The 21,257-nt window shown below is 64.1% G+C and carries 13 protein-coding genes and 5 pseudogenes; 11 read left to right on the top strand and 7 right to left on the bottom strand.

The genetic code is table 11. The features are described 5' to 3' along the window. Positions 1–1,702, top strand: a pseudogene (locus ACLP9N_RS38195) (cyclase); the annotation flags it as partial. A 317-nt stretch (positions 1,703–2,019) separates the two neighbouring features. On the opposite strand, the gene ACLP9N_RS38190 reads toward ACLP9N_RS38195, so the two are convergent. Next, positions 2,020–2,721 carry a DUF998 domain-containing protein gene (locus ACLP9N_RS38190; protein WP_442412250.1) on the bottom strand — a complete coding sequence of 234 codons (702 nt, stop codon included), beginning with the start codon at positions 2,719–2,721 and terminating at the stop codon, positions 2,020–2,022. A gap of 243 nt (positions 2,722–2,964) precedes the next feature. Continuing rightward, positions 2,965–4,005, bottom strand: a complete 1,041-nt coding sequence (locus tag ACLP9N_RS38185; RefSeq protein ID WP_442412249.1) for a hypothetical protein — start codon at positions 4,003–4,005, stop codon at positions 2,965–2,967. A 672-nt stretch (positions 4,006–4,677) separates the two neighbouring features. Between ACLP9N_RS38185 and ACLP9N_RS38180 the strand changes: the two genes are divergently transcribed. The 4 genes and pseudogenes from ACLP9N_RS38180 (at position 4,678) to ACLP9N_RS38165 (ending at position 8,527) form a co-directional block, all read left to right on the top strand. Beyond that, the gene (locus ACLP9N_RS38180; protein WP_442412248.1) at positions 4,678–5,097 is read left to right on the top strand and encodes a hypothetical protein; all 420 of its coding nucleotides are present in this window, start codon (positions 4,678–4,680) and stop codon (positions 5,095–5,097) included. A gap of 85 nt (positions 5,098–5,182) precedes the next feature. After that, positions 5,183–6,555: pseudogene (locus ACLP9N_RS38175) on the top strand (hypothetical protein). Between the two features lie 232 nt (positions 6,556–6,787). Continuing rightward, a complete protein-coding gene (locus ACLP9N_RS38170; protein ID WP_442412247.1) occupies positions 6,788–7,222 on the top strand; it encodes a hypothetical protein in 435 nt (144 codons plus the stop codon). A 390-nt stretch (positions 7,223–7,612) separates the two neighbouring features. Beyond that, entirely contained in the window at positions 7,613–8,527 is a 915-nt protein-coding gene (locus tag ACLP9N_RS38165) for a TPM domain-containing protein (RefSeq protein WP_442412246.1), read from the top strand. Positions 8,528–8,578: 51 nt separating this feature from the next. On the opposite strand, the gene ACLP9N_RS38160 is transcribed toward ACLP9N_RS38165, so the two are convergent. Then, complete coding sequence (locus ACLP9N_RS38160; RefSeq protein ID WP_442412245.1) at positions 8,579–9,067, bottom strand: glutathione peroxidase; 489 nt, start codon at positions 9,065–9,067, stop codon at positions 8,579–8,581. A gap of 424 nt (positions 9,068–9,491) precedes the next feature. Between ACLP9N_RS38160 and ACLP9N_RS38155 the strand changes: the two genes are divergently transcribed. After that, positions 9,492–10,766 carry a fatty acid desaturase family protein gene (locus ACLP9N_RS38155; RefSeq protein ID WP_442412244.1) on the top strand — a complete coding sequence of 425 codons (1,275 nt, stop codon included), beginning with the start codon at positions 9,492–9,494 and terminating at the stop codon, positions 10,764–10,766. 40 nt (positions 10,767–10,806) lie between these two features. Here the strand turns inward: ACLP9N_RS38155 and ACLP9N_RS38150 are convergent, their stop codons facing one another. After that, positions 10,807–11,100, bottom strand: a complete 294-nt coding sequence (locus ACLP9N_RS38150) for a hypothetical protein (protein WP_442412243.1) — start codon at positions 11,098–11,100, stop codon at positions 10,807–10,809. Positions 11,101–11,249: 149 nt separating this feature from the next. On the opposite strand from ACLP9N_RS38150, the pseudogene ACLP9N_RS38145 reads away from it, so the two are divergent. Then, positions 11,250–12,125: pseudogene (locus tag ACLP9N_RS38145) on the top strand (LysR family transcriptional regulator); the annotation flags it as partial. Next, a complete protein-coding gene (locus tag ACLP9N_RS38140; RefSeq protein ID WP_442412242.1) occupies positions 12,031–12,648 on the top strand; it encodes an MFS transporter in 618 nt (205 codons plus the stop codon). The pseudogene ACLP9N_RS38145 and the gene ACLP9N_RS38140, both read left to right, overlap by 95 nt. Before the next feature lie 49 nt (positions 12,649–12,697). On the opposite strand, the pseudogene ACLP9N_RS38135 reads toward ACLP9N_RS38140, so the two are convergent. Next, positions 12,698–14,058: pseudogene (locus tag ACLP9N_RS38135) on the bottom strand (MFS transporter). 287 nt (positions 14,059–14,345) lie between these two features. Here ACLP9N_RS38135 and ACLP9N_RS38130 point away from each other — a divergent pair. Both ACLP9N_RS38130 and ACLP9N_RS38125 read left to right on the top strand, forming a co-directional pair. Further along, positions 14,346–15,161 (top strand): annotated as a pseudogene (locus ACLP9N_RS38130) (L,D-transpeptidase); the annotation flags it as partial. A gap of 1,573 nt (positions 15,162–16,734) precedes the next feature. Further along, positions 16,735–17,370 (top strand): class I SAM-dependent methyltransferase, encoded by a 636-nt coding sequence (locus tag ACLP9N_RS38125; protein WP_442412241.1) that lies wholly within the window; start codon positions 16,735–16,737, stop codon positions 17,368–17,370. 71 nt (positions 17,371–17,441) lie between these two features. Here the strand turns inward: ACLP9N_RS38125 and ACLP9N_RS38120 are convergent, their stop codons facing one another. Beyond that, a complete protein-coding gene (locus ACLP9N_RS38120; protein WP_442412257.1) occupies positions 17,442–18,134 on the bottom strand; it encodes a histidine phosphatase family protein in 693 nt (230 codons plus the stop codon). Between the two features lie 146 nt (positions 18,135–18,280). Then, positions 18,281–18,928, bottom strand: a complete 648-nt coding sequence (locus ACLP9N_RS38115) for a chitin-binding protein (RefSeq protein ID WP_442412240.1) — start codon at positions 18,926–18,928, stop codon at positions 18,281–18,283. A gap of 406 nt (positions 18,929–19,334) precedes the next feature. Between ACLP9N_RS38115 and ACLP9N_RS38110 the strand changes: the two genes are divergently transcribed. Further along, positions 19,335–21,188, top strand: a complete 1,854-nt coding sequence (locus ACLP9N_RS38110) for a serine/threonine-protein kinase (RefSeq protein ID WP_442412239.1) — start codon at positions 19,335–19,337, stop codon at positions 21,186–21,188. Positions 21,189–21,257: the final 69 nt, after the last annotated feature.

Here is a 21,257-nt window from a genome sequence, read left to right as displayed (position 1 = left end):
GAGCGGCGGCTACGCGTGCCATACCGATGTGGCCGACGTCAGCGTGCCGGCCACGCTGCAGGCAACCATCGCCGCCCGCATCGACCGACTCGGCCGGGCGGCCAAACACGCGCTTGCCGCCGCCGCGATCGGCTCCCGCTTCGATCGCGATCTGCTATCCAGCCTGGAGGTCGACCCGGTTGTCGACGAACTGATCGCCGCCGAGCTCGTCGACCAGGTGCGGTTCACCCCGCGCGCCGAGTATGCGTTTCGGCATCCGTTGATCCGCGCGGTGGCCTACGAATCGCAGCTGAAATCCGATCGCGCCCGCCTGCACCGAACGCTGGCCGCCGCAATCGAATTGCGCGACCCGGAATCGTCCGACCAGAACGCCGCGTTGATCGCCGAACATCTGGAAGCCGCCGGTGATGCGCACACCGCCTACGGCTGGCACATGCGCGCCGCAACATGGGCGACCAACCGCGACATCGCCGCGGCGCGACGGAGTTGGGAGCGCGCCCAAAAAATCGCCGACGCCCTACCCGCCGAGGACCCAAAACGGCCAGCCATGCGCATCGCGCCGCGCACTATGCTGTGTGGGACAGCCTATCGAGTCCATGAACATGTGGCCGGTGACCGCTTTGATGAATTGCGGGATTTGTGCGCCGCCGCCGGAGACAAGGCGTCACTGGCCATCGCCATGGCTGCGCTGGTGATGGATGAGGCCCGGATCCCCGAGGCGTCGCAACTGTCGTCGGAAGCCTGGGTCCTCCTCGAGTCGGTCGGCGACCCGATCTTGACAGTGGGGCTGTCCACGGTTCTGTTACGCGCCAAGGTTGAAAGTGGCGAATGGCCTGACATGCTGCGGTGGTCACAGCGGGTCATCGACTTGGCCGGCGGTGACCCCTCCATAGGCAACTTCATTTTCGGGTCTCCGTTAGCGGCCGCCATTGCGGCGCGGGGTCAGGCCCGTTATTGCCTGGGTCGTCCCGGATGGCGAGACGACTTGCACCGCGCCGTCGCCATGGCCCGCAGCGCCGACGCCATGTCTTACGCCGCGGTCGTCGCCTACTCCTACCTCCCGGGAATACCGTTTGGCGTGCTGGGTACCGATGATCGCGCGGTGCGCGAGATCGAGGATGCCCTACGTATTGCCGAACGATCCGGTGATGACGTTGCGTTAGCCCTCGCCGGGATGGCGCTAGGCGTTGGGCTGGTACACCGTCCGACGGATCCCGAGCGTGACCGCGGATTAAAACTGCTGGCCGAGGTCAGCGACGTGTTCCTGCGCCAGGGTTACCTCTTGTGCGATGTACCGCTTGTGAACGTGTACTTGGCGCGTGAGTGGCTTCGGTGTGGCGATCGCGATCAGGCTATACCGCTCATGCGTGCCGCCGTCGACCATCTGTTCCGCGAGGGACAGCTGCTGGCGTGGGGCATTCCAGCGACGGGTGTTCTGGTGGAGGCACTGCTCGATCGCGGGGCCGACCGTGACTCTGAAGGGGACTTAGCCGAAGCCGAGGCCGCGATCGAGCGGTTAGCGGCCGCGCCGGCCGATGAGGGGCTGGTGATACGCGACATCTGGCTGCTGCGACTGCGGGCTCTGGTCGCGCGGGCGCGCGGTGATGACGCGGCCTACGCGCACTTCAGGGATCGCTACCGCGACATGGCGAAAACGCTTGAGTTTGACGGGCATATCGCTTGGGCCGAGGCGATGCCATGACGGGCGGTCGTTCAGTACCGCTGCCGATCGTTGACGAAATAGATGGCTCGATCAGCCCGTGCTGCCCTACTGCCGTGGTGAGTGCTCGTTGATGAACGCGCTCACACGCGGAGGAGCCGACCACCACCGTCCGCCGTAATCGGTTCTGCGACTCTCTGAACTAGAAGGTCATCGTTTATTCATCGACAATGACCGAGAACCAGCCGGGATGGTGCCGCCGCTCACGGGGCGGATCGAATATCGCGCCGGTCTGATCTGCATGACATTTCTGCGGGGCTGGTCGCGGCGGCGGCGGTGTCGCTGCCCCCCTGACGTGGTCAGCGACGGTAAGTGAGTAGGTAAGCGGCGGTGAACATTTGCCACGTGATGATCGAATAGACGCTGCATCGTTCCCACACTGCGGGCGGCAGAATGTTTATTGCCGCGACGGTCGATCCAATAACTTGCAACACGAAGCTGAGTAGGCCTAACACACCGAGCCCGGCCGATACGCGGCGATACCACGGCGTCCCATCGGCGTGCCGAACAATCGAAGACCCAACCAGGATTGCCGCGTTGCCTCCGACGATCGCAAGCAGCGCGCCGGTCTGATGAACCCATATGGTTCCGTCGGCGTGCGCCACGGGTCCGCTGTGGAACGTTGCCACCACAATGTTGCCGACCGCATTGGCGGCGGCGAGAGTGAGGAACAATGCCGCCCGCTGGGCCTCGAGAGCCCGAACGACGAGGACGGCACCAACGAGAAACAGAGCTCCCTGCAGACAAAATGCGGTGTTCATCAGGCAGGCCCGCGAGGAGTCGATCATGCGACCCTCAAACATGCCGCGCGAGGTGATCCCGAGATCACTGATGAAATTGTGGGCGTAGCTGTAATGGCTCCGAAAGCCGGCGGCCGCCATGGCTTCAAGGATCATGTATCCGAGTCCCGCGGCAATCCACACAGCAGCCGTGCTCGTGGCGAACAAGCGTCGCCGGTTCGCATCCTGCGTCGAGATTGTCAGTTCCGGCCCATCGCCCATACGCGACTCCCTAAGCCTGGTAGGCGGGAAACGCTCCAGTCCGCCAGCCATTGAAGGATCAATACTAGTGCGGAATCGTGGAGCGCTGTCGAGAGCGGTTGTAGTTAGATCCGAGGCGCTTCGGTCTGGACGCCAAATCTTGTGCCTGACCTGCCGTAATGCCACAACGCGCGTCGACTGCCAAAGCGATTGCTGCTCAACATGTTTCGTGCTCGCTGGGGAGGTGCAGACTAGAACACCCGATCAGCCCGGCGGAAGCAGGTCGGAGGTTATGATCTGCACGCCGCTGCTACCGTCCGGGTCACTGCCCGTCACCAGCACGTTGCCCGAACGAACATCGACGGCAACCGAATTGGGCTGTTGCACAGTCGGCACATCGCAGACTATTCGCGGCTTGGTGGCGTCCGAGATGTCGATCACCCGCACTAAGTTGGTCGCGGTCAACGTGACGTACAGGCGACGGCGCCCTGCGTCGTAAGCCAGCCCATACGGCTTGCCTGGAGCGTCGATCCTGGCGACCTGGGTGAGCTGCGGTTCGACGCGCTCGACGAAGACCGCGCCGCCATCGGTGTCCGCGAAAGCAGCCAAATTGCCGGACATGGCAACCGCATGGGTCAGTTTCACCCCAACCGGGCCGTGCGCCGCCAGCTCGCGAGTCGACGCGTCATACACCCACACTCCGTTTCCTTGTACGTCGGCCACCGCGGCGTACCTGCCTACCGCCGCTACGCCGCCTGGCTGCACGGGTCCGGCGGGAAGTGACGAAACCACCGTGCCGCCACGTACGAAGACCACGCCGCCGCCGAGCTCATTGGTGACGATGATGGTGCCCCCGGTCGTCTGGGCCGCGTCGTGCGGTTGCCGGCCCACATCGGTCGCGGTGCAGGTCGTGCGACCATCAGCAAGGGTCACTTCGCATAGTTTGTTGGAACCCTCGAGCGGTACCAGCACCGGCCCGTCGGGTCCGGCCAAGCTCAGGTGCCGGGCCGCTCCCACCGTCGGAATCCTCTGAAGCACCGCACCGGAGGCGGGATCAAACAGTACGACCCCGTCGGGGTTGCGCACCGCGACCGCCCCGATTCCCGACGTGCCGATGACAATGCCTTCGGGTGCGTTGCCGATCGGGACCACCTTGCCGACCGGCGGCACCGTCGGCGTTCCGGCGATCGCAGGCTCAGCCGCAGGCGTGGCGACGCGGGCGGGGACCGGCGAGCCGGTCTTGCTGCTGCAGCCGACCAGCAGGCCGACCGCCAGCAGCCACACCGGCGCGGAACGCGAGTACATCACTTCACTGTGCCCGACGGGGACGACTCACCATCCGACCCACTCACTGACGCTCGAAGAATTCGGAACCTTACAGGCTGCCTGGTCACGATGCGAATGCCCGTTAGCGCAAATCCCACCGAAATCGCTTGCTCATGCTGTCCTTTCCGAGCTGAAGTGGCAGCTCACCGGGCGGCTGGCAAGAAGACCGCGGTTTGAAATCAGGCTGGATGGCAATCCGTAGCGAACTCAGCGTCGAATGAGAATAAAAGCGCTGGCTTTGCGAACGGCAGGACAGATGGACGCCTTTAGATCACTGCGGGCTTTACAGCGCCGCCGGCGATGCAGCCCCTGTCCGAAGCGCGCATTGGCCACATCTCAGCGGCGCGTGGGTTGGATGAATCGGGGGCCGCGATGACGGCCGACGTCTGCGAGCCGCCCGTTTCGAGGTCGGCGGACCTGATCTATCGGTCGGCGGCAGCGGGCAGCTCATGCTGGGCCCGCAATCACTTTGGACACCGGCGTGATTTGCCGATGGACCGCTGGATGGGAGGACCGCAGAGCACGCCGCAGGATCGGCTCGCCGATGAGCGGATACTCGGGCATTGCTCCTCGCGGCCGACTCTGGATGTGGGGTGCGGACCGGGCCGATTCACTGCTTCGCTGTAGCAGCGCGGGTTACCCGCACTTGGAGTGGACAGTTCGGCCGTAGCGGTGGAGATGACGCGCCGACGCGGCGGAACCGCGATCCACCGCGACCTGTTCGCACCGTTGCCCGCCGAAGGCAGCTGGGAACAGATCCTGCTCACCGACGGCAACATCGGTATCGGCGGCAACCCGGTCCGGACATTGCTGCGGGCCGCGGACCTCCTCGCACACGGCGGCACCGTCATCGTCGAGATCGATTCCCCCGCAACCATGTTCTGTTGCGAAATGCTGCGTTGGGAAACCGAACGGCATCTGGGGCAATGGTTTCCGTGGTCACGGGTAGGGCCGGGGGCGCTCGGCGCCATCGCGCACAGTGCCGGGTTCCCGGTGACTGACGTCGTCGAGATTCACGACCGCGTGATCGCGGTGCTGACTCGCCGCAGCTCGTGCGGCGTGAATCGCTAGCCGGGACTCCATGACAGTCCCGAACCGTCGCAGCGATGCGCTGCAACCAATTCCGGCGACGAATTCGGTGGCCAGAATTCTGACCATTGGCTGGGCTGTCGTTAAAAGCGGACGCCGCGAAGCCGTCGCGGTGACGCTGGGCGTCGTACAGATATTAATCGCTTTCGTGGTGCCGCATTTGCACCTGGGCATCGTCACCCCGTTGATTCGTAGCACACCGCAGGGAATCCACGAGGTAGCTGACACCGCACCGATTTTCGGCTGGTGGAACACTCATGTCGGCTGGGGCAGCATGGCGGCTGTTCCGATCGCCATCGCAGCTGTGCTGTGGGGCCCCCCAGCCTCGCGCAGCGACTGTCGTGGCGAGTTATCACACTGGCGACCTGGGTCACCTCGTGCGGGTGGGCGTTTGCACTGGCCATGATCGACGGCTGACAGCTTGGGTTCGCCGGGCGGTTGGTGGCCCGCCACGAGTATCTGCGGCAGGTACCGGCAATCACCGATATCCCGGAGATGCTGCGCACCTTCTCGAGCCGCATCCTCGACTTCCAGCCCAACTCATGGATCACCCATGTGGCCGGGCATCCGCCCGGCGCGCTGCTGACGTTTGTTTGGCTGGACCGCATCGGCTTGAGCGGCGGTGCGTGGGCGGGAGCGTTCTGTCTGCTGGTCGGATCGAGCGCGGCCACCGCCGTGATCGTCGCGGTGCGCGCCGTGTCCGATGAGCCGACCGCCCGGATGGCCGCGCCGTTCGTCGCGGTGGCACCGACCGCGATCTGGATTGCCGTGTCGGCGGATGCCTATTTCACCGGCGTCACCACCTGGGGTATTGCCCTGCTGGCGCTGGCGGCGAGTCGGACTGTGTGCTGGCCGATCCCCGTCGCGGCCGTTGCCGGGCTGCTTCTCGGCTGGGCGATCTTCCTGAACTACGGCCTGGTTTTGATGGCTCTGCCCGCGCTGGCGGTGCTCATCGCTGTGCGCAGCCGCCGCGCGGCGGTTGCCGCGTTGGTGGCAGCGCTGCCCGCCGCGGTAGCGGTGATGGTGGCATTCGCTGTGGCAGGGTTCTGGTGGTTCGACGGTTATACCCTTGTCCGGCAGCGCTATTGGCAGGGCATAGCGATGAACCGGCCGTTCCAGTACTGGAGCTGGGCGAATCTGGCCGCGGCCGCGTGCGCAATCGGTTTGGGCAGCGTCGCCGGTTTGAGCCGGATCTTCACAATTGTCGCGATCCGCCAGCGGTCCAGTCTGCATTTACTGGTGCTGGCCGCGATTACCGCAATGCTGTGCGCTGATCTGAGCATGCTCAGTAAGGCGGAAACCGAACGCATCTGGCTGCCGTTCATGGTGTGGTTGACCGCGGCCCCCGCGCTGCTACCTCGATCATCCCAACGCTGGTGGCTGGCTGCCAACGCCGTGGGCGCCCTTGCCATCAACCATTTCATCCTGACCAACTGGTAGCCCGCGGTTGATGCTTGGCGGGAACGTCAGTTACCAACCACGGCGCCGCTGCCCCGCAAGCAGGGGAGGCCCGGCGCGGCAACCAAGTGAACCGGATCCGATGCTTGCGACCAAGAACCGCCCAGTTTTTCGATTCGCGCACTCGGTCCGCTAAGCGGTGTGACCGTGTCCAGCGGTGGGGGGCGGAATGACGTCAGCGTGGTTGCGACGACAAGCATGGTTGGGTGCCGCGGTGATTGCCGCGACGGTCTTCGCCAGTCCGGCGCTGGCCGAGGCGCCGCTGACGCCGGGCTCGAAGATCGCCGACGAAACTAGCTGGTGCACAGCGGCTTATGCGACCCAAGGCAACGACAACTCTTACTATTTGATGACCAGTGGACACTGCGATGCACACGACGAAAGGTGGACTTACGGAGATGACAGCGCTCCGCTGGGCACGATGAGCGCGCAGGAGTACGAAGAGAACGGTGAGACCGGCACTCAAAAGAAAGACGCCGCAATCATCCGCCTTGACCCCAGCGTGGGTGTGCCCAATGGCGATGTCGGAGGTAAGTACCCGGTTCGGGATGTGCTGAGTCTGGCTCAGCTCACGACAGGCGTGCCTTTCTGCGAGATCGGTGCGGTTCACTGGCGAGACTTGTGGCGTAATCAAAGGCACAGGTACTAGTAGAAATCTGCTCAGCGAGCTTCATAAGCGCACCGGATGACGCACTTACGTGTGACCTCGTGAATCTAACCAATGCGTTCCGTGGTGACATCGGTCTTCGTCCTGTTGGATAGCGAGATCACGGTTCCAAGTATCCGCTCAGTACCCCACCGCTGAGGCCTCGCTTTCGATGCGTGCTCCGACCATGGGATGGCCGGAGTTCGTCGAACGCGACCATCACCGACGTAGAGCTTTTGCGTGCGCTTCGGCCATTAGAATCGGAAAGGCTCCAGCCGATTGATCTCTGCCACAGAAGGTGGTTACGCATTTGTCACCGGTTTGTGAACCATCCAGATTGATTGTGGCATGCGCAAACCTGGATCGCGGCTGTTGACGGGCTAGATTACCCGCATGCGCATTGTTCGCCTGTTCGGTGTAGTCCTGACGATCCTCACGGCGGGGTTGCTGCTGGCAACCCCCGCCGGCGCACAACCGCCGTCCAAGCTCACGGATCACATCACTGACAGTTCCGGGGTGTTGACGGATTCCAGTCGGGCGACGGTCACCGCGGCAATCGACCGGCTTTATCACGATCGGCACATTCAACTGTGGGTGGTCTACGTCGACAACTTCTCCCGGTTCAAACCCGAGAACTGGGCCGACCGAACCCGCAGCGAAAGCGGGATGGGCGACCACGACGTGCTGCTGGCCGTGGCTACCAACACTAAGTTGTACGCGTTCAGCGTGCCGCCGAAGGCGCAGGGCCTCACAGCAGCTGAGTTAAACAGTCTGCAGAGCAACAAGATTGAACTGGCGGTGGGCGCTAAAGACTGGAGCGGTGCTGCGGTCGCTGCAGCTGACGGATTGAACCAATCGGCAAGCTCGTCAAAGCGGATCTGGTTGCTGATCGCGATCGGCGTCATCGTCGTGGTGGTCGTCGTCGTGGTGGTTCTGGTGCTCCTTCGCGCGCGCCGCCGCAGGCGCGCCGCGCGGAGGGTCGGCCCTAGCGATGGGCAGCCGAACATTGGAGGGCGCGTTGATTCCTTGGGGCAGGCGTTGTCCACGGCGGACGCCAGGGTGCGCCAAATTTCCGATTATGTGGCCAGGCATCGCGAGTGCATCGGCGCCGAGGCCCAGGCCCGGCTCGAAGAGACGAAACGGTATTGGGCAGCGGCGCACAGCAAGGAAGCAGGGAACGCCTCCGAAGCAATTGCCGATGCCAACCGGGCATCGACACTGGCCGCTCACGCGCAAACGCTGGCAAACGCCGACGTGCTAGCAGCGCACCGCACGCCAAGACGTCGAGGCACCGCATCTACGCAATGATCGGTGGGATCACCATCGACGACCGCTGAGCGGCGGTCGGACCCCTGCCGCCTATCGGGGCAGGACGGCCTCGATGGCGCTGATGACCTCGGGCGCGTCTGGTTCGGTCCGGGGCCGAAACCGGTTGACCACCTCACCGTCGGGCGCGACCAGAAATTTCTCGAAGTTCCACTGAATGTCGCCTGCCTCGCCATCGGAATCGACGGCCTTGGTCAGCTCGGTGTAGAGCGGGTGGCGGTCGTCGCCGTTGACGTCGGTCTTCTCCAGCAACGGGAACGTCACCCCGTAGGTCGTCGAGCAGAACGCCTGGATCTCGTCGGCCGTGCCCGGCTCCTGGCCCATGAACTGATTGCACGGGACGCCGACCACCGTCAGGCCACGGTCACCATAGTCGTTAGCCAGCTTCTCCAACGCCGAGTACTGCGGAGTAAGTCCACACTTGGAGGCTACGTTCACGATCAGCGTTACACCGTCGGACAATTCAGCCAGCGTGGCAGGCTTGCCGTCGAGGGTTTTCAGGGTGATGTCTTTGAGGGTCACGCCGATGACGCTAACACTGCTCGCGTCGGGAGAGCCCCGAGTCGCAGCCGCGGCCGTTCTTCTGGGAGTTTCTCGTCCTGAGCTCGCGAGCACGAACCGGTCTTTCCGTCGGAGTCATGCGAAACGGGTGGGATGCGCCGTTACGGCCTCCGTCACTATTACCAAGCCGTCGCTTATTCTGTTCCAAGCCGCCTCTCATCTCGTGAGGTATGCAACCATCAAGGCAACGAACAGGGTTAACTCGCAGACAAATTGGATCCGCCCTGGGGACCTGTGAATCGCGTAAGTCCATCAGCCGCAAGGAACCGCTGAACCGTTAACCCGCGTTGAGCCATCGAGGGAAGCGCTCGCCCGTCGATCAGCCACTTGCCGATGGCACATCAACGCTGCGATCCCGACATAGCAGTCCGAAGGGGAGGAAACCATGGCGATTACTGACGTTCCGGCCTTCGCCCACTTAACTGACGCCGACATCGAGAATCTGGCCTTCGAGCTGGATGCGATCCGACTGGACATTGAGGATTCCCTTGGCGAGCGCGACGCCCGCTACATCCGCCGCACCATCGCCGCACAACGTGCCATCGAAGTAGCCGGCCGACTCCTGCTGGCCGGCAGCTCGAAACGCTCGACGTGGTGGGCCGGAGCCGTGACTCTTGGTCTGGCCAAGATCATCGAGAACATGGAGATTGGCCACAATGTCATGCACGGCCAGTGGAACTGGATGAACGATCCCGAGATCCACTCCACGACATGGGAGTGGGACATGAATGCGGTGTCAAAACACTGGGTTTCCGCTCACAACGCCAAGCACCACAAATACACCAACATCCTCGGCATGGATGACGATGTCGGCTACTTCATCCTGCGGGTCACGCGTGACCAGCCCTGGGAGCCCTACAACATCGGCAACTTTCTGTTCGGGATCATGCTCTCGCTTGGGTTCGAGTGGGGAATTGGCTTGCAGACCATCGACGTCGAGAAAATCTTCAAGGCAGGTCCCGGGCGCGACATCACCCTCGAGCAGCTGCGCGAGTTCTCCACCAAGGTCAGCGGCCAGCTGGTCAAGGATTACGTCGCGTTCCCGGCACTCACCTCGTTGTCGCCGGCGGCGACCTACAAATCGACGCTGAAAGCCAACGTGATGGCCAACGTGATCCGCAACATCTGGGCCAGCGCGGTGATCTTCAATGGGCATTTCCCTGATGGCGCAGAGAAATTCACCGAGACCGACATGGCGGGCGAATCGAAGGGCGAGTGGTATCTGCGCCAAATGCTGGGCAGCGCCAATTTCGAGGCTGGGCCGGTGCTGCGGTTCATGAGCGGCAATCTGTGCCATCAGATTGAGCACCACCTATATCCCGATCTGCCGAGCAACCGGCTGCACGAGATCTCGCTGCGGGTGCGCGCGGTGTGCGATAAGTACGACTTGCCTTACACCACAGACTCTTTCGCGATGCAATGCGCCAAGACATGGCGCACCCTCGCCAAACTGTCGCTGCCGACCAAGTACCTGCGCGACACCGCTGACGACTCGCCGGAAACCCGCAGCGAGCGGATGTTCACCGAACTAGGGCCCGGTTTCGCCAAGACCGACGTCGGGACGGGGCGCCGGCGCGGGCTCAAGACAGCGATCGCTGCGGTCCGCCAATGGCAGAAACGGACAAATCGAACAGGGGCAGCCCCTGCGGGCCGCCTCTGACGGCTTTTGGCGTTGTCCTTTCGTGGTCCGCTGCTCAGAATCAGCCGCAATGCACGCGACCGTTGAAGAAGTAGAGTTGGCGCCAGCAGCCAGGGTCGGCGAATGGGAGCCAGGGCGCGATCAGCGCCGGCGCAATGGCTGCGGGGGTGCCGGCGTTCGGCGGTGGTGGGGCGTCGTCGGCGTGGGCCGTCGCAGCGAAACCGAAGCCGGTCGCGGCGAACGCCGTGGCCAGCAGGGCGCCGGCCGCGCAGTGGCGCAGGAATCCGATGGCCGTGGCGCGCGCGGTGCTTGTCGTGGTGTCATGAGCCTGGTTGGTGTTTGTTGAAGTGTTCATGGCATTGATCGTTCATCCAGCGACGGCGTCGCAGTAGCGGTCGCGTCCTTGCAGGGATACAAGTGCGCCTTGTAATGCCCGCGGGCTTCCGGCCAGCCTTAGCCAGGAGTTTTGACCCGGGATGGTGCCTTGTGACGTTACGATCAGGCGTGGCGTTAAGCGCGCGGATGCCCGAACTTTCCGCAGTTGAGGTGTTGTCGGCGATCGCCAAGACGGGCAGTTTGAACGCGGCCAGCCGTGAAGTGGGGACCAGTCAACAGGCCGTTTCGGCGCGGCTGACCTCGATCGAGTCCCAGATCGGCGTGCGCTTGGTGACGCGCACGACGCGGGGCACCCAACTGACCGCAGCCGGCGAGGTCGTCGCCGAATGGGCGGACCAGGTACTCGATGTCGCGCAGCGCGTCGACACCGGGCTGGCGTCGTTGCGCGCCGAGCGCCGCAGTCGGCTCAAGGTGGTCGCCAGCCACACGGTGGCCGAGCAATTGCTGCCACGCTGGCTGGTGTCGCTGCAGGCCGCCGCCCAGCGCCACGGCGCCGTCGCGCCGGAGGTCAGCTTCAACGCAACCGACAGCGAGGGAGCAATCGCCGCTGTGCGCGAGGGGGAGGCAGAACTTGGCTTCATCGAGATTCGCGGTGCACTCCATGGGCTGCGCAGCCGCGTTATCGGGCGCGATGAGCTGATCGTCGCCGTGCCGCCCGATCACAAGTGGGTGCGGCGATCGGCTCCGATCACTGTTGCGGAGCTTCGCCAAACGCCGTTGGTATCGCGCAAATCCGGGTGGCGCCTCTTGCTAGGCGCCGACGAGGCCGTGGACGGCGATCAGCCGGAGCCCGCCGCTCATCCCCTCGAACTCGCTTCTGCGGCAGCGGTTCGCGCTGCGGTTCTGGCCGGTGCCGGTCCCGCGGTGATGAGCCGGCTGGCCGTCAGCGATGACCTCGCTCATGGTCGACTGCGCGCCGTTCCGATCGCGGATCTGGACTTGCGACGCGATCTACGTGCCTTGGTCGAACCTGCAGCAGGTGCGTGGGCTGGACCCGCTTACCGCGGGCATCGCGTTCCTGGGCCCGTCCGCAGGCGCGGCGATAGGTGGTGTGATCTCGGGACGTTTGGCAGCACGCTATTCACCCATCCTGGTCATGGGAGTCGGCTGCGCCGTCGCTGCGGTATCGCTGGGCGTCCTAGCGGCTTCGGAGCAGTGGGTGGTCTACCTGGTCGCGCTGACGGCCTGCGGTTTCACCATGGGTCTGGTCTACGCGTTCACCACGGTCGCGACTCAAACCGTCGTTGCGCCCGAGCGGGCCGGCGAAGCCGCCGGTGTCACTTTGACGTCACTCGTCACGATCGCCGGTGTCGGAATCGCGGTGTCGGGCACCGTATTAGAGATGCTGCAGCGTCACGGCTGGAGCATGGGTAACGGCATCAAGTCCATCCTTGCGGTGATTGCCGCGCTGCTGCTGCCCGCGGGCCTGGCCGTGCTTCGGAGCGCACGGAGCAAGACATCAGGGATACCCGCCACTGACGCTGGCGTAGACGCGAGAGAATGTTAGAACTCACGCCATCGCCAGAAATATTCTAGCTCTGGGCTTTTCGCGTCTTTTAGGGCATACGGCTTGGGTTTTCCAGCGAAATATCTTTGGTTTCACGCATCAGCAATAACGCGATGACGGTCAGGACCGCCGCCACGATCAGGTACACCCCGACCCATGCCACTCCGTGTTTGGTGGCCAGCCACGTAGCAATGAACGGCGCCACTGCGGCGCCCAGGATGCCTGACATGTTGTAGGCGATCCCAGAGCCGGTGTAGCGGACGTTGGTCGGGAACAGCTCGGGCAGCACCGCGCTCATCGGGCCGAAAGACAGGCCCATCAACGTCATTCCAATAATCACGAAGAGCTCCGCGGAGCCCTTCGTTGCGCGGGTGGGCGCCAACATGAGATCGAATGACGCACCGTACACGATGATGGCCGTGGTGATGACCAACAACGTCCTGCGTCGGCCGAACCGGTCGGCGAGCGCGCCCGCTATCGGCACCGTCGCCGCAAAGAACAACACTCCGATCAACTGGATGTGTAGAAAGTCCACATAACCGAAGCCCAGCCCTGTCCCGCCCGGGGGTCGCTTGGCCGTGCCATAGCTCAGGGTCCACGTGGTGACTGTGTAGAAGAGGGTGTAAGTCGCGAGCATGACGAACGTGCCGATAATCAGTTCACGCCAACTCGTGCGAAACACCGCGATCAGCGGGCTCCGGACTCGCTCGCCGCGCTCGAGTGCCCTGGCAAACACCGGCGTCTCTGTCAATCGCAGCCGTACATAGAGCCCGATCGCCACCATGACCGCACTCAGCAGGAACGGGATCCGCCATCCCCAGGTCAAAAACGGGCCTCCCAGGTCGGGTCCGACGTTGCTATGGCCCAGCCAACTGATCAATATCAGGAACAGCCCGTTAGCCAGCAGGAAACCGAATGGTGCGCCCAGCTGTGGCCACATCGCGGCTCGCGCCCTCTTGTCGGGTTCGGCGGTTTCGATGACCAGCAGTGCCGCCCCGCTCCACTCACCGCCCAACGCGAGGCCCTGGCTGAACCTCATCAGCGCCAGCAACACCGGCGCTGCGACGCCCACCTGCTGGTAGGTCGGCAGCACTCCGACGACGAAAGTGGCGACGCCCATGGTCAGTAGCGAGCCAACGAGCGTGGCCTTTCGCCCTGCGCGATCGCCGAAATGCCCGAACAACACTGCCCCAACGGGCGTGCCACGAACGCCAGACCGAAGGTCGCGAGCGAGGCCAGCAGCGCGGTGGTGCCGTTGCCTTTGGGGAAGAACAGGTGCGGGAAGACGGAAACCGCGGCCGTGGCATAGATGTAGAAGTCGTAGAACTCGACCGTGGTGCCCACCATCGAGGCGACGGCGATCCGACCTCGCGCGTCTGAGCCAACCGTCTCGGCGTCCACAGCACACATCGCAGGCTTCCTGATCGGGATAGAGATACGACATCATCGCACTACCCGCATCGCCGTATGCACAACGACAGCGAGCTGGTGAGCACCCGATACGGCAGTCATTCAGTAGGAATCGCAAGGGGTGCAACGACTTTTACTCGCTGATCGGGCTGCGCCGGATGCGCTGGCCGTAATCAAACCTTGTCCAAGACTTGATCGAGCTACTAGCGCGCGCTTACCCACCGGCCCGTCGTGGCGCCCCTAACATCGTCAAGCGACAACGACGACTTCAAAGGGTGATGGAAGCGATGCGAGCTGCGGTTCGGTCTGTTCTGGTGATGCTAGGAATCGCCGCGACAGTGGTCGGAGGGCCAGCTGGCGTGCGTCTGGTGTCCGTGAGCCTGCCGCATGGCGACTTCGCAATCGCATCGGTTCTACCCACGCGCGGCGAGTTAGTGGGTGTCGCACACCCCGTCGTGGTGACCTTCAGCAGGCCCATAGCCAACTTAGCCGACCGGCCCGCGGCCGAGCACGCCATAGAAGTGAACTCCGCGCCCGCGATGACCGGCAAGTTCGAGTGGCTCGACAACGACGTTGTGCAGTGGGTTCCCGATCGATTCTGGCCCGCGCACAGCACAGTTGCACTTTCAGTGGGCGGCCTGCCGATGGAGTTCCAAACAGGCGCAGTCGTCCTCGGGGTTGCCGATATCTCAAAGCACACGTTTACCGTCAGCATCGACGGGGTCCCGGCGGGAGCGCCGTCACGACTACCGGCACCACACCACCGGCCGCACTGGGGTGAGGAAGGAGTGATGCCGGCATCGATGGGTAGGCCGAATTACCCGACGCCTGTCGGTTCCTATGCGGTCATGTCCAAGGACCGCTCGGTGACTATGGATTCGAGCAGTGTCGGCATCCCCGTCGACGATCCCGACGGGTACCGGCTCACGGTGGATTACGCCGTCCGCATCGACAGCCGCGGTCTCTACGTGCATTCAGCTCCGTGGGCGGTCCCGGCAATGGGGATTGAGAACGTCAGCCACGGTTGCATCAGCCTAAGTCCCGACGACGCAGAGTGGTACTTCAACGCCGTCAAGGTTGGTGACCCGGTGATCGTGCAGGAAGGGGTTCCGTTAGGAGACAAATGGATTGAGGGTGATCCTGCGCACATGACCGGGGGCGGAGCTGGCTGACAAAGCCGATCCGGCGTAACGCTGCTCAGGGATTCGAGCCAGGGGGGAGAGGCCCCGTAGCCGTGACCAACGTTGGGTGAGCCGCGGGCCCCGGCGGAGGGGGCGCCGGTGCCGGACCGGGCAGAACCACCGGGTCAGCCGCCAGCGCCGGATTGGTCGGTACGCCTTTGCCTGTCCCCGCCTGCGTTATCAGAGGCGCTGCCACCGGGGCAGGAGCCGGCGCGCCCAGGATTGGACCGGCGGCCGGCACGCCCGCCGGCACCGGAGGGACGGCCGCCGGTACCGGAACGGCGTCCGCAGGCGGGCCAGGCAGGACCACCGGTGCTGCCGGCGCTGCAAGCCCCGCCATCTGGTCCACGCAAGCGGCGCCGCCCGCTGCCGCGGCGGGCCCCGACGACGTCCCCACACACGCGGCGCCGCCGCCCATTGGCCGTAAGGCTGCTGACGCGTCCGGGCTAAACGTCAAAGCGGCCCCGCACAACCCAGCACTGGCGGCGATCGTGATGCCAAATAAATCAAAAATCTTCAACGCAAACTCTCCGGTATTCGGTTTCAGAGGGGTATTTCCGCAACCAAAGGGTGCGGCCGAACTGTATCGCTGTCCTGAAGACTTTCCTAGACGGGCGACCGAATCTGTTGCACAGCCGAGACGCAACACGAGCCGCACCTTAGTCGCATCTTTTCCAAACAGTGACTTGCGGGATGGTTCGACTGCGCGCCTCACGGGAACGCTTCGACTCAAAAGCGCTCCACAACAGCACTTTTAGGGACGGTATCCGTATCCCTAAGTCGCTAACCGCCAAGGTTTGCCGACGGGTGACCTTCGGTCCCGGACAAATCCAGCCCAGCAAGGCAATTCGCGCGTTAATGCCATGGATGTAATTAATCATGCGACATGCACTGCGCGGCAAACGCTTCGCGCAAATGGTCAGGATCTTGAGACCTAGCGCATTTCGGGTCGGTTCGTGGACCCCTCGCCGGATTCCGCTCGCGGCCTAGAAGGCTCACCCAGCCGACCATCTCCGTCGAATGCCCACCAACTGGTCGCGTCGGGAGGACAATCGACCTGACCGAGGCCACTCCGACGGTAGCCAACAGCGACCATCGCCGGACGACAACAGTGAGGTTGCGATGGGTCAGTTTTTGCGGCGTTGCGCAATGGCGATTGCTGTTGTGTTGGTGGGATTGCCGGTGACCGAACTTGCGGCACCGGCGACCAGCCGCGCTGACGGTGATTGCGCCTAGGATGGGGTTGGAGCGTCGACTTGAATCAATGCGTGTTCTTGCTTCCGGCGGCAAATGGACCGGGCGGACCCGGCGGACCCCGGGGACCGGGCGGACCTGGCCGGCACTAGATGTCGCAGAATCGCTGTGCACCCCTCGCACCCATGTAGTGCTTCACAGCGGCGTGGAGAACACCCCATGCCATGCACGGAAGACGAACCTGGATGAGTGACTTGGTATTGGTGGCTGAGACCATTAACTGCACCTGTGTGCTGAGCAAATGACGGAACCGCGGCGCCGGGGGCTCAACACCGCGATCACCCGGATGTGGAGTTTCCTGGCCCCTGCGTACGATCTGCCGATCTTGCAGCAGTGGGTTTACCGTCCGCCGCACGACGAGGTGATCGCGCAGCTGCGCGCCCACGGATCCGACAAGATCGCTGATATTGCCTGCGGCACAGGTATTCTCAGTGATCGAATCGAGCGCGAACTCAAGCCCGATGAGATCTACGGCGTCGACATGTCCGACGGCATGCTCGAGCAGGCGCGCGCCCGATCCAACCGGGTGAAGTGGTTGCGCGGCCCGGCGGAGCAGCTGCCCTTCGACGACGGGTCGCTCGACGCCGTCGTGACGACCTCGGCGTTTCACTTCTTCGACCAACCGGCAGCGTTACGCGAATTTCATCGCGTCCTGTCCCCCGGTGGACTGGCGGCGGTCGCGGCCCTCAGCGCGCGGCAATCGCTGCTGCAGGCGCCCGCGGCCAATAGGTGGAAACCGCAGTACAACGCGTCGCCTGCCGAAATGCGGAGGCTGTTCGAACGCGCAGGGTTCACCGTCAGCGATCAGCACCGCGTCCGGCGACCGCCTTGGATGTGGATCGTGTCCGACTCGATAACCGTCGGCATCAAGAACTAAGAGATTTGGCGTGTCAGTCCAAACCTGTTGTACCGGAACGTTTCTTGCGGTCGATGACGTCTACAGTGAGATCAGCACGGCGGGGGATCGGCGTCCCATTCGGTCAATGTCCAGCCGTCAGAAGGGTTTCCGGTGAGCACCACGCGGCCGACGTTCGGAAGCGGCTTGGTGCTCAGCAGTGACGGGTCGGGATTATGCACATTCATCAGCACCCAGACCATGATCGCCGCGCTATGCGAAAACGCGAGCGGGTTCTGTTCGCCGCTGTCGTAAATGCGTTGGACGGCCTCGTTGAACCGCCCCTCGAATTCGTTGCCGTCCACCGAGCCCGGGATCCGCGCGCTGCGGTCACCCTGCAGCCATTGCCGCGGGGCGACGAAGTAGGTCTGCCGAATGTCAGCCTCGGGTGTGCCTTCGTACTGGCCAGCCTCGATCTCCCGCAACCCGGGCAACACGGTGACGGGTTCGCCCAGCGCCTGCGCCGTCAGCGTCGCCGTCTCCTGGGTGCGGATCAAGCTCGACGCGTAGATGCCGTCGTAGTGGTTGGGGGCCAGTTGGGTGGCCGCGATCGTCGCCTGACACCATCCCTTGGGCGTGAGTTCCGGACCGGGGGTCGAGGTATCGATCAATCCCGACGCGTTGGCGGCCGATTGGGCGTGCCGCACCAGCGTCAACGTGATGGTGTGCGGGCCGGCCGCCCGTGCCGATCCACAGCCAACGGTCAACACCGCGACGGCAACGAAACACCATGCGTTCACAACGATTTCACCAATGCCTCGCAAACTCTCGGCAGTTGCTCGCAGCTTCACGCGAGAAGTCTAAGGCGTGTCGCTGCACTGTGCCGCATGCTCCTGGAAACACGACACCCGCCTCGCCAACTGGCGAAGCGGGTGTCGTGTGAACAGGCTTCTTACAGGGGAATCCAAACCCCGAAGAAGTCGAAGCCCCACTGATTGAACCCGGGATTCCACATGGGCGTTTCCTGGTAGCCCCAGTAGTTGATCGGGCCACCTACCCATTGCCCCCCAGGCGGCGGGAGCGGCCTACCCCAGTCCGGCCGCGGTGGTGCTCCCGGTCCCCAAGGTGCGGGTCCGTCGCCCCACGGGGCCCCGTGGAAGTAGCCACGCTGCGCGTCCCCATGCCATGGCCCACCAGGCGCGCCCGGGGGGCCGCCCGGGTGACCAGGGTCGCCAGGTCGGCCAGGTGCGCCCGGAGGTCCGCCCGGGCCGCCGTGCTGGTCGCCGGGTCCGCCGGCGCCACCGTGTCCGCCCGGCGGGGGTCCGCCGGGGTCGCCGTGTCCGCCCGGGGGTCCGCTCGGCCCGGGTCCGGCCGGTCCGGGTCCGCCCGGCCCAGGTCCGCCCGGGCCACCGGGTCCGCCCGGGTCGCCGGGTCCTTTCGCGTGGAAGCCTCCAGGCGACGCCGGCGCGCCATGGCCGCTGGCCGGAGCCGGCGATGGCGAGCCTGGAGCGGCATTTGCGAAACCGGCGCCCATGCCCATTGCCGCTGCGCCCAAAGCGCCGGCGATGGTCGCCCCCGCAACCAGTTGCTTTAGTTTCATGGTCGTTCACCTATCTACTAGTGAGCACGTGGAACAACGCCCCGATATATTTACAAGCTAAATAGTCTGCCTATGAATCCGCTGTGCCGCGCTCCTGCAAATCCTTTGACCGGTATGTAGGCCCGTCGTATGGCGCCGTTCGGCACCTTCGGGATGGGTAACCCCGCGTACTCGGAAACATGCGAGTGTGCCTCAAACGCTGCGAATCTGTGACTTGGCGTGGGCGAGCTGGCACCGTCGCAGCTCAGAAGACAGGGCCAAACGCGGTATCGAAGGAGCGGGTACTCAAAGTCAGCTGCTATCAGCCAAGAGCGGGAATAAGCACCGCGGTCTTGCGAAACATGTGTGTGCCGATTTGCCGTTGCTTTGTGGTGGGCGCCAGCGAGTTCGCACCTACGATTTGGCAATGGCGCTTGAGGTTGGTCAGGTGTTCGCCGGATACACGATCCTGCGGGTGCTGGGCGCCGGCGGGATGGGCAGGGTGTATCTCGCGGTGCATCCGCGGTTGCCACGCGAGGATGCACTGAAGGTGTTGCCGCCGGAACTGACCGCCGATCCAGAGTTCCGGGCGCGGTTCGCGCGCGAAGCTGAGTTGGCCGCCGGTTTGTCGCATCCGCACATCGTGGGAATTCATGACCGCGGGGAAGAGGATGGCCGGTTTTGGATTTCGATGGATTACGTCGCCGGCACCGATCTGGCCCGACTCTTGCGTGAGAACTACTCGCGCGGAATGCCTGTCAACGAGGTGGTGCCGATCATTACCGCACTCGCCTCGGCACTCGATTATGCGCATCATCGAGGGTTGCTGCACCGCGACGTCAAGCCGGCCAACATTTTGTTGACCGATCCCGATGAGCAAGATCGCCGCCGCGTTTTTCTGGCTGATTTCGGCATCGCACGCCACATCGATGATGCGGCGGGGCTGACCGCAACCAAGATGGCAGTGGGCACGGTGGCCTATGCGGCCCCCGAGCAGTTGAAGGCTGAGGCGGTCGACGGACGTGCCGACCAGTATGCGTTGGCCTGCACCGCTTTTCACATGTTGGCCGGTGTGCCGCCCTATGGTTCTTCCAATCCGGCAGTGGTGATCACCCACCATGTCAGCTCCCCGCCGCCGTCGATCGGTGCGCGCCGTCCCGAGTTGGCCGGGCTGGATCCGGTGTTCGCCACAGCGATGGCCAAAGAGCCTTCCGACCGGTTTGGCAGCTGCCGGGAATTCGCCGAACAACTGCGCCAGCACCACAGCGCACCGTCCGTGTACACCCAGCCCACCCGACTCGCGCTTGGCGCCACTGCACCGACCCCGCCTCCGCCGCCGACGCCACCTCATGGGAAGCGCCGACGGCGCTCCAGTGTGCTGATCGGCGCCCTGGTGGGCATCGCGCTGCTGATCGCCGGTGGCGTGTTCGCAGTCGTGAAGCTCGTCGGGCACGATGATTCGGCCACCAACGCGGGCCCCTTGACGGGCACATACCGGACCGATTTCGGTCCGATCGTCGCTCGCGATGAGACCGCGGATCCGAATGCGGCGCCGGCGTTAACCGCCACCTATGGCCTGCGCTCCGTGTGTCGCTCCACCGGATGCGTGGCAACGGCGTCACGCCTGAGCGGACCACCCGTAGCGGTGCCGACCATGGTGTTCGACGAGATCGGCGGGCATTGGGTGGCAGTAGCCCTCGGGTCGGACCAGTGCCGAGACGGTTCCACCGAATTCTGGCAGGTGTTCACGCTGCAACCACGTCCCGACGGCACCCTCAGCGGCGAATACACCGCGACTGCGGCCAAAGGCTGCGCCGACAAGCGGACCGCGACGCTGACCCGCACCGGAGGTGTCGACGACAACAGGGTCGCCGACCCGGCCGGCCAACCAGCGCGGGTGGTGTCGCCCGCCGAAGCGCTCCACGGTAGCTATCGCACCACCCGGACCTTCGCCAACGGGGCCCCGCAAGGGCTGTCGACCGCGGCGGCCACCACCGACTGTTTACGCACCGGCGATCGATGCATGAGCTACTTGCGCGACCCATCGGGCTACGTACCGCTGGTGTTCGGCGCGGGCAACTGGAACTGGCAGATCGACGCCGACGGTCAGTGCCCGCAGTCCGACGCCACTACGCACGTGAAAGACGTCGGCACCTATCCGCTGCCTCAACCACCACAGAATCCGATCACACTGCTGACCGGACGCGGTCACCATGATCAGTCGGCGCCGTGTGCGCTGAGTCTGGATTTCGACGAAACATTCACGCGCACTGGCGATTAGCGCCGAGTGTAGCGGGGAGTGCGTGACCTCCCGTTTGATGCCGAGCCGTTTAGTGTTTGCTGTCGGTGG

The organism is Mycobacterium sp. (assembly GCF_052144515.1).
GTDB lineage: Bacteria > Actinomycetota > Actinomycetes > Mycobacteriales > Mycobacteriaceae > Mycobacterium.
This window is presented reverse-complemented; position numbering and strand designations above follow the sequence as displayed.

Excerpts from the sequence above, each read along its gene's own strand:
- ACLP9N_RS38125 (WP_442412241.1), top strand. The coding sequence starts at position 16,735 with ATGACGGAACCGCGGCGCCGGGGGCTCAACACCGCGATCACCCGGATG.
- ACLP9N_RS38155 (WP_442412244.1), top strand. The coding sequence starts at position 9,492 with ATGGCGATTACTGACGTTCCGGCCTTCGCCCACTTAACTGACGCCGAC.
- ACLP9N_RS38110 (WP_442412239.1), top strand. The coding sequence starts at position 19,335 with ATGGCGCTTGAGGTTGGTCAGGTGTTCGCCGGATACACGATCCTGCGG.
- ACLP9N_RS38140 (WP_442412242.1), top strand. The coding sequence starts at position 12,031 with ATGACCTCGCTCATGGTCGACTGCGCGCCGTTCCGATCGCGGATCTGG.
- ACLP9N_RS38185 (WP_442412249.1), bottom strand. The coding sequence starts at position 4,005 with ATGTACTCGCGTTCCGCGCCGGTGTGGCTGCTGGCGGTCGGCCTGCTG.
- ACLP9N_RS38165 (WP_442412246.1), top strand. The coding sequence starts at position 7,613 with ATGCGCATTGTTCGCCTGTTCGGTGTAGTCCTGACGATCCTCACGGCG.
- ACLP9N_RS38115 (WP_442412240.1), bottom strand. The coding sequence starts at position 18,928 with ATGAAACTAAAGCAACTGGTTGCGGGGGCGACCATCGCCGGCGCTTTG.
- ACLP9N_RS38190 (WP_442412250.1), bottom strand. The coding sequence starts at position 2,721 with ATGGGCGATGGGCCGGAACTGACAATCTCGACGCAGGATGCGAACCGG.
- ACLP9N_RS38150 (WP_442412243.1), bottom strand. The coding sequence starts at position 11,100 with ATGAACACTTCAACAAACACCAACCAGGCTCATGACACCACGACAAGC.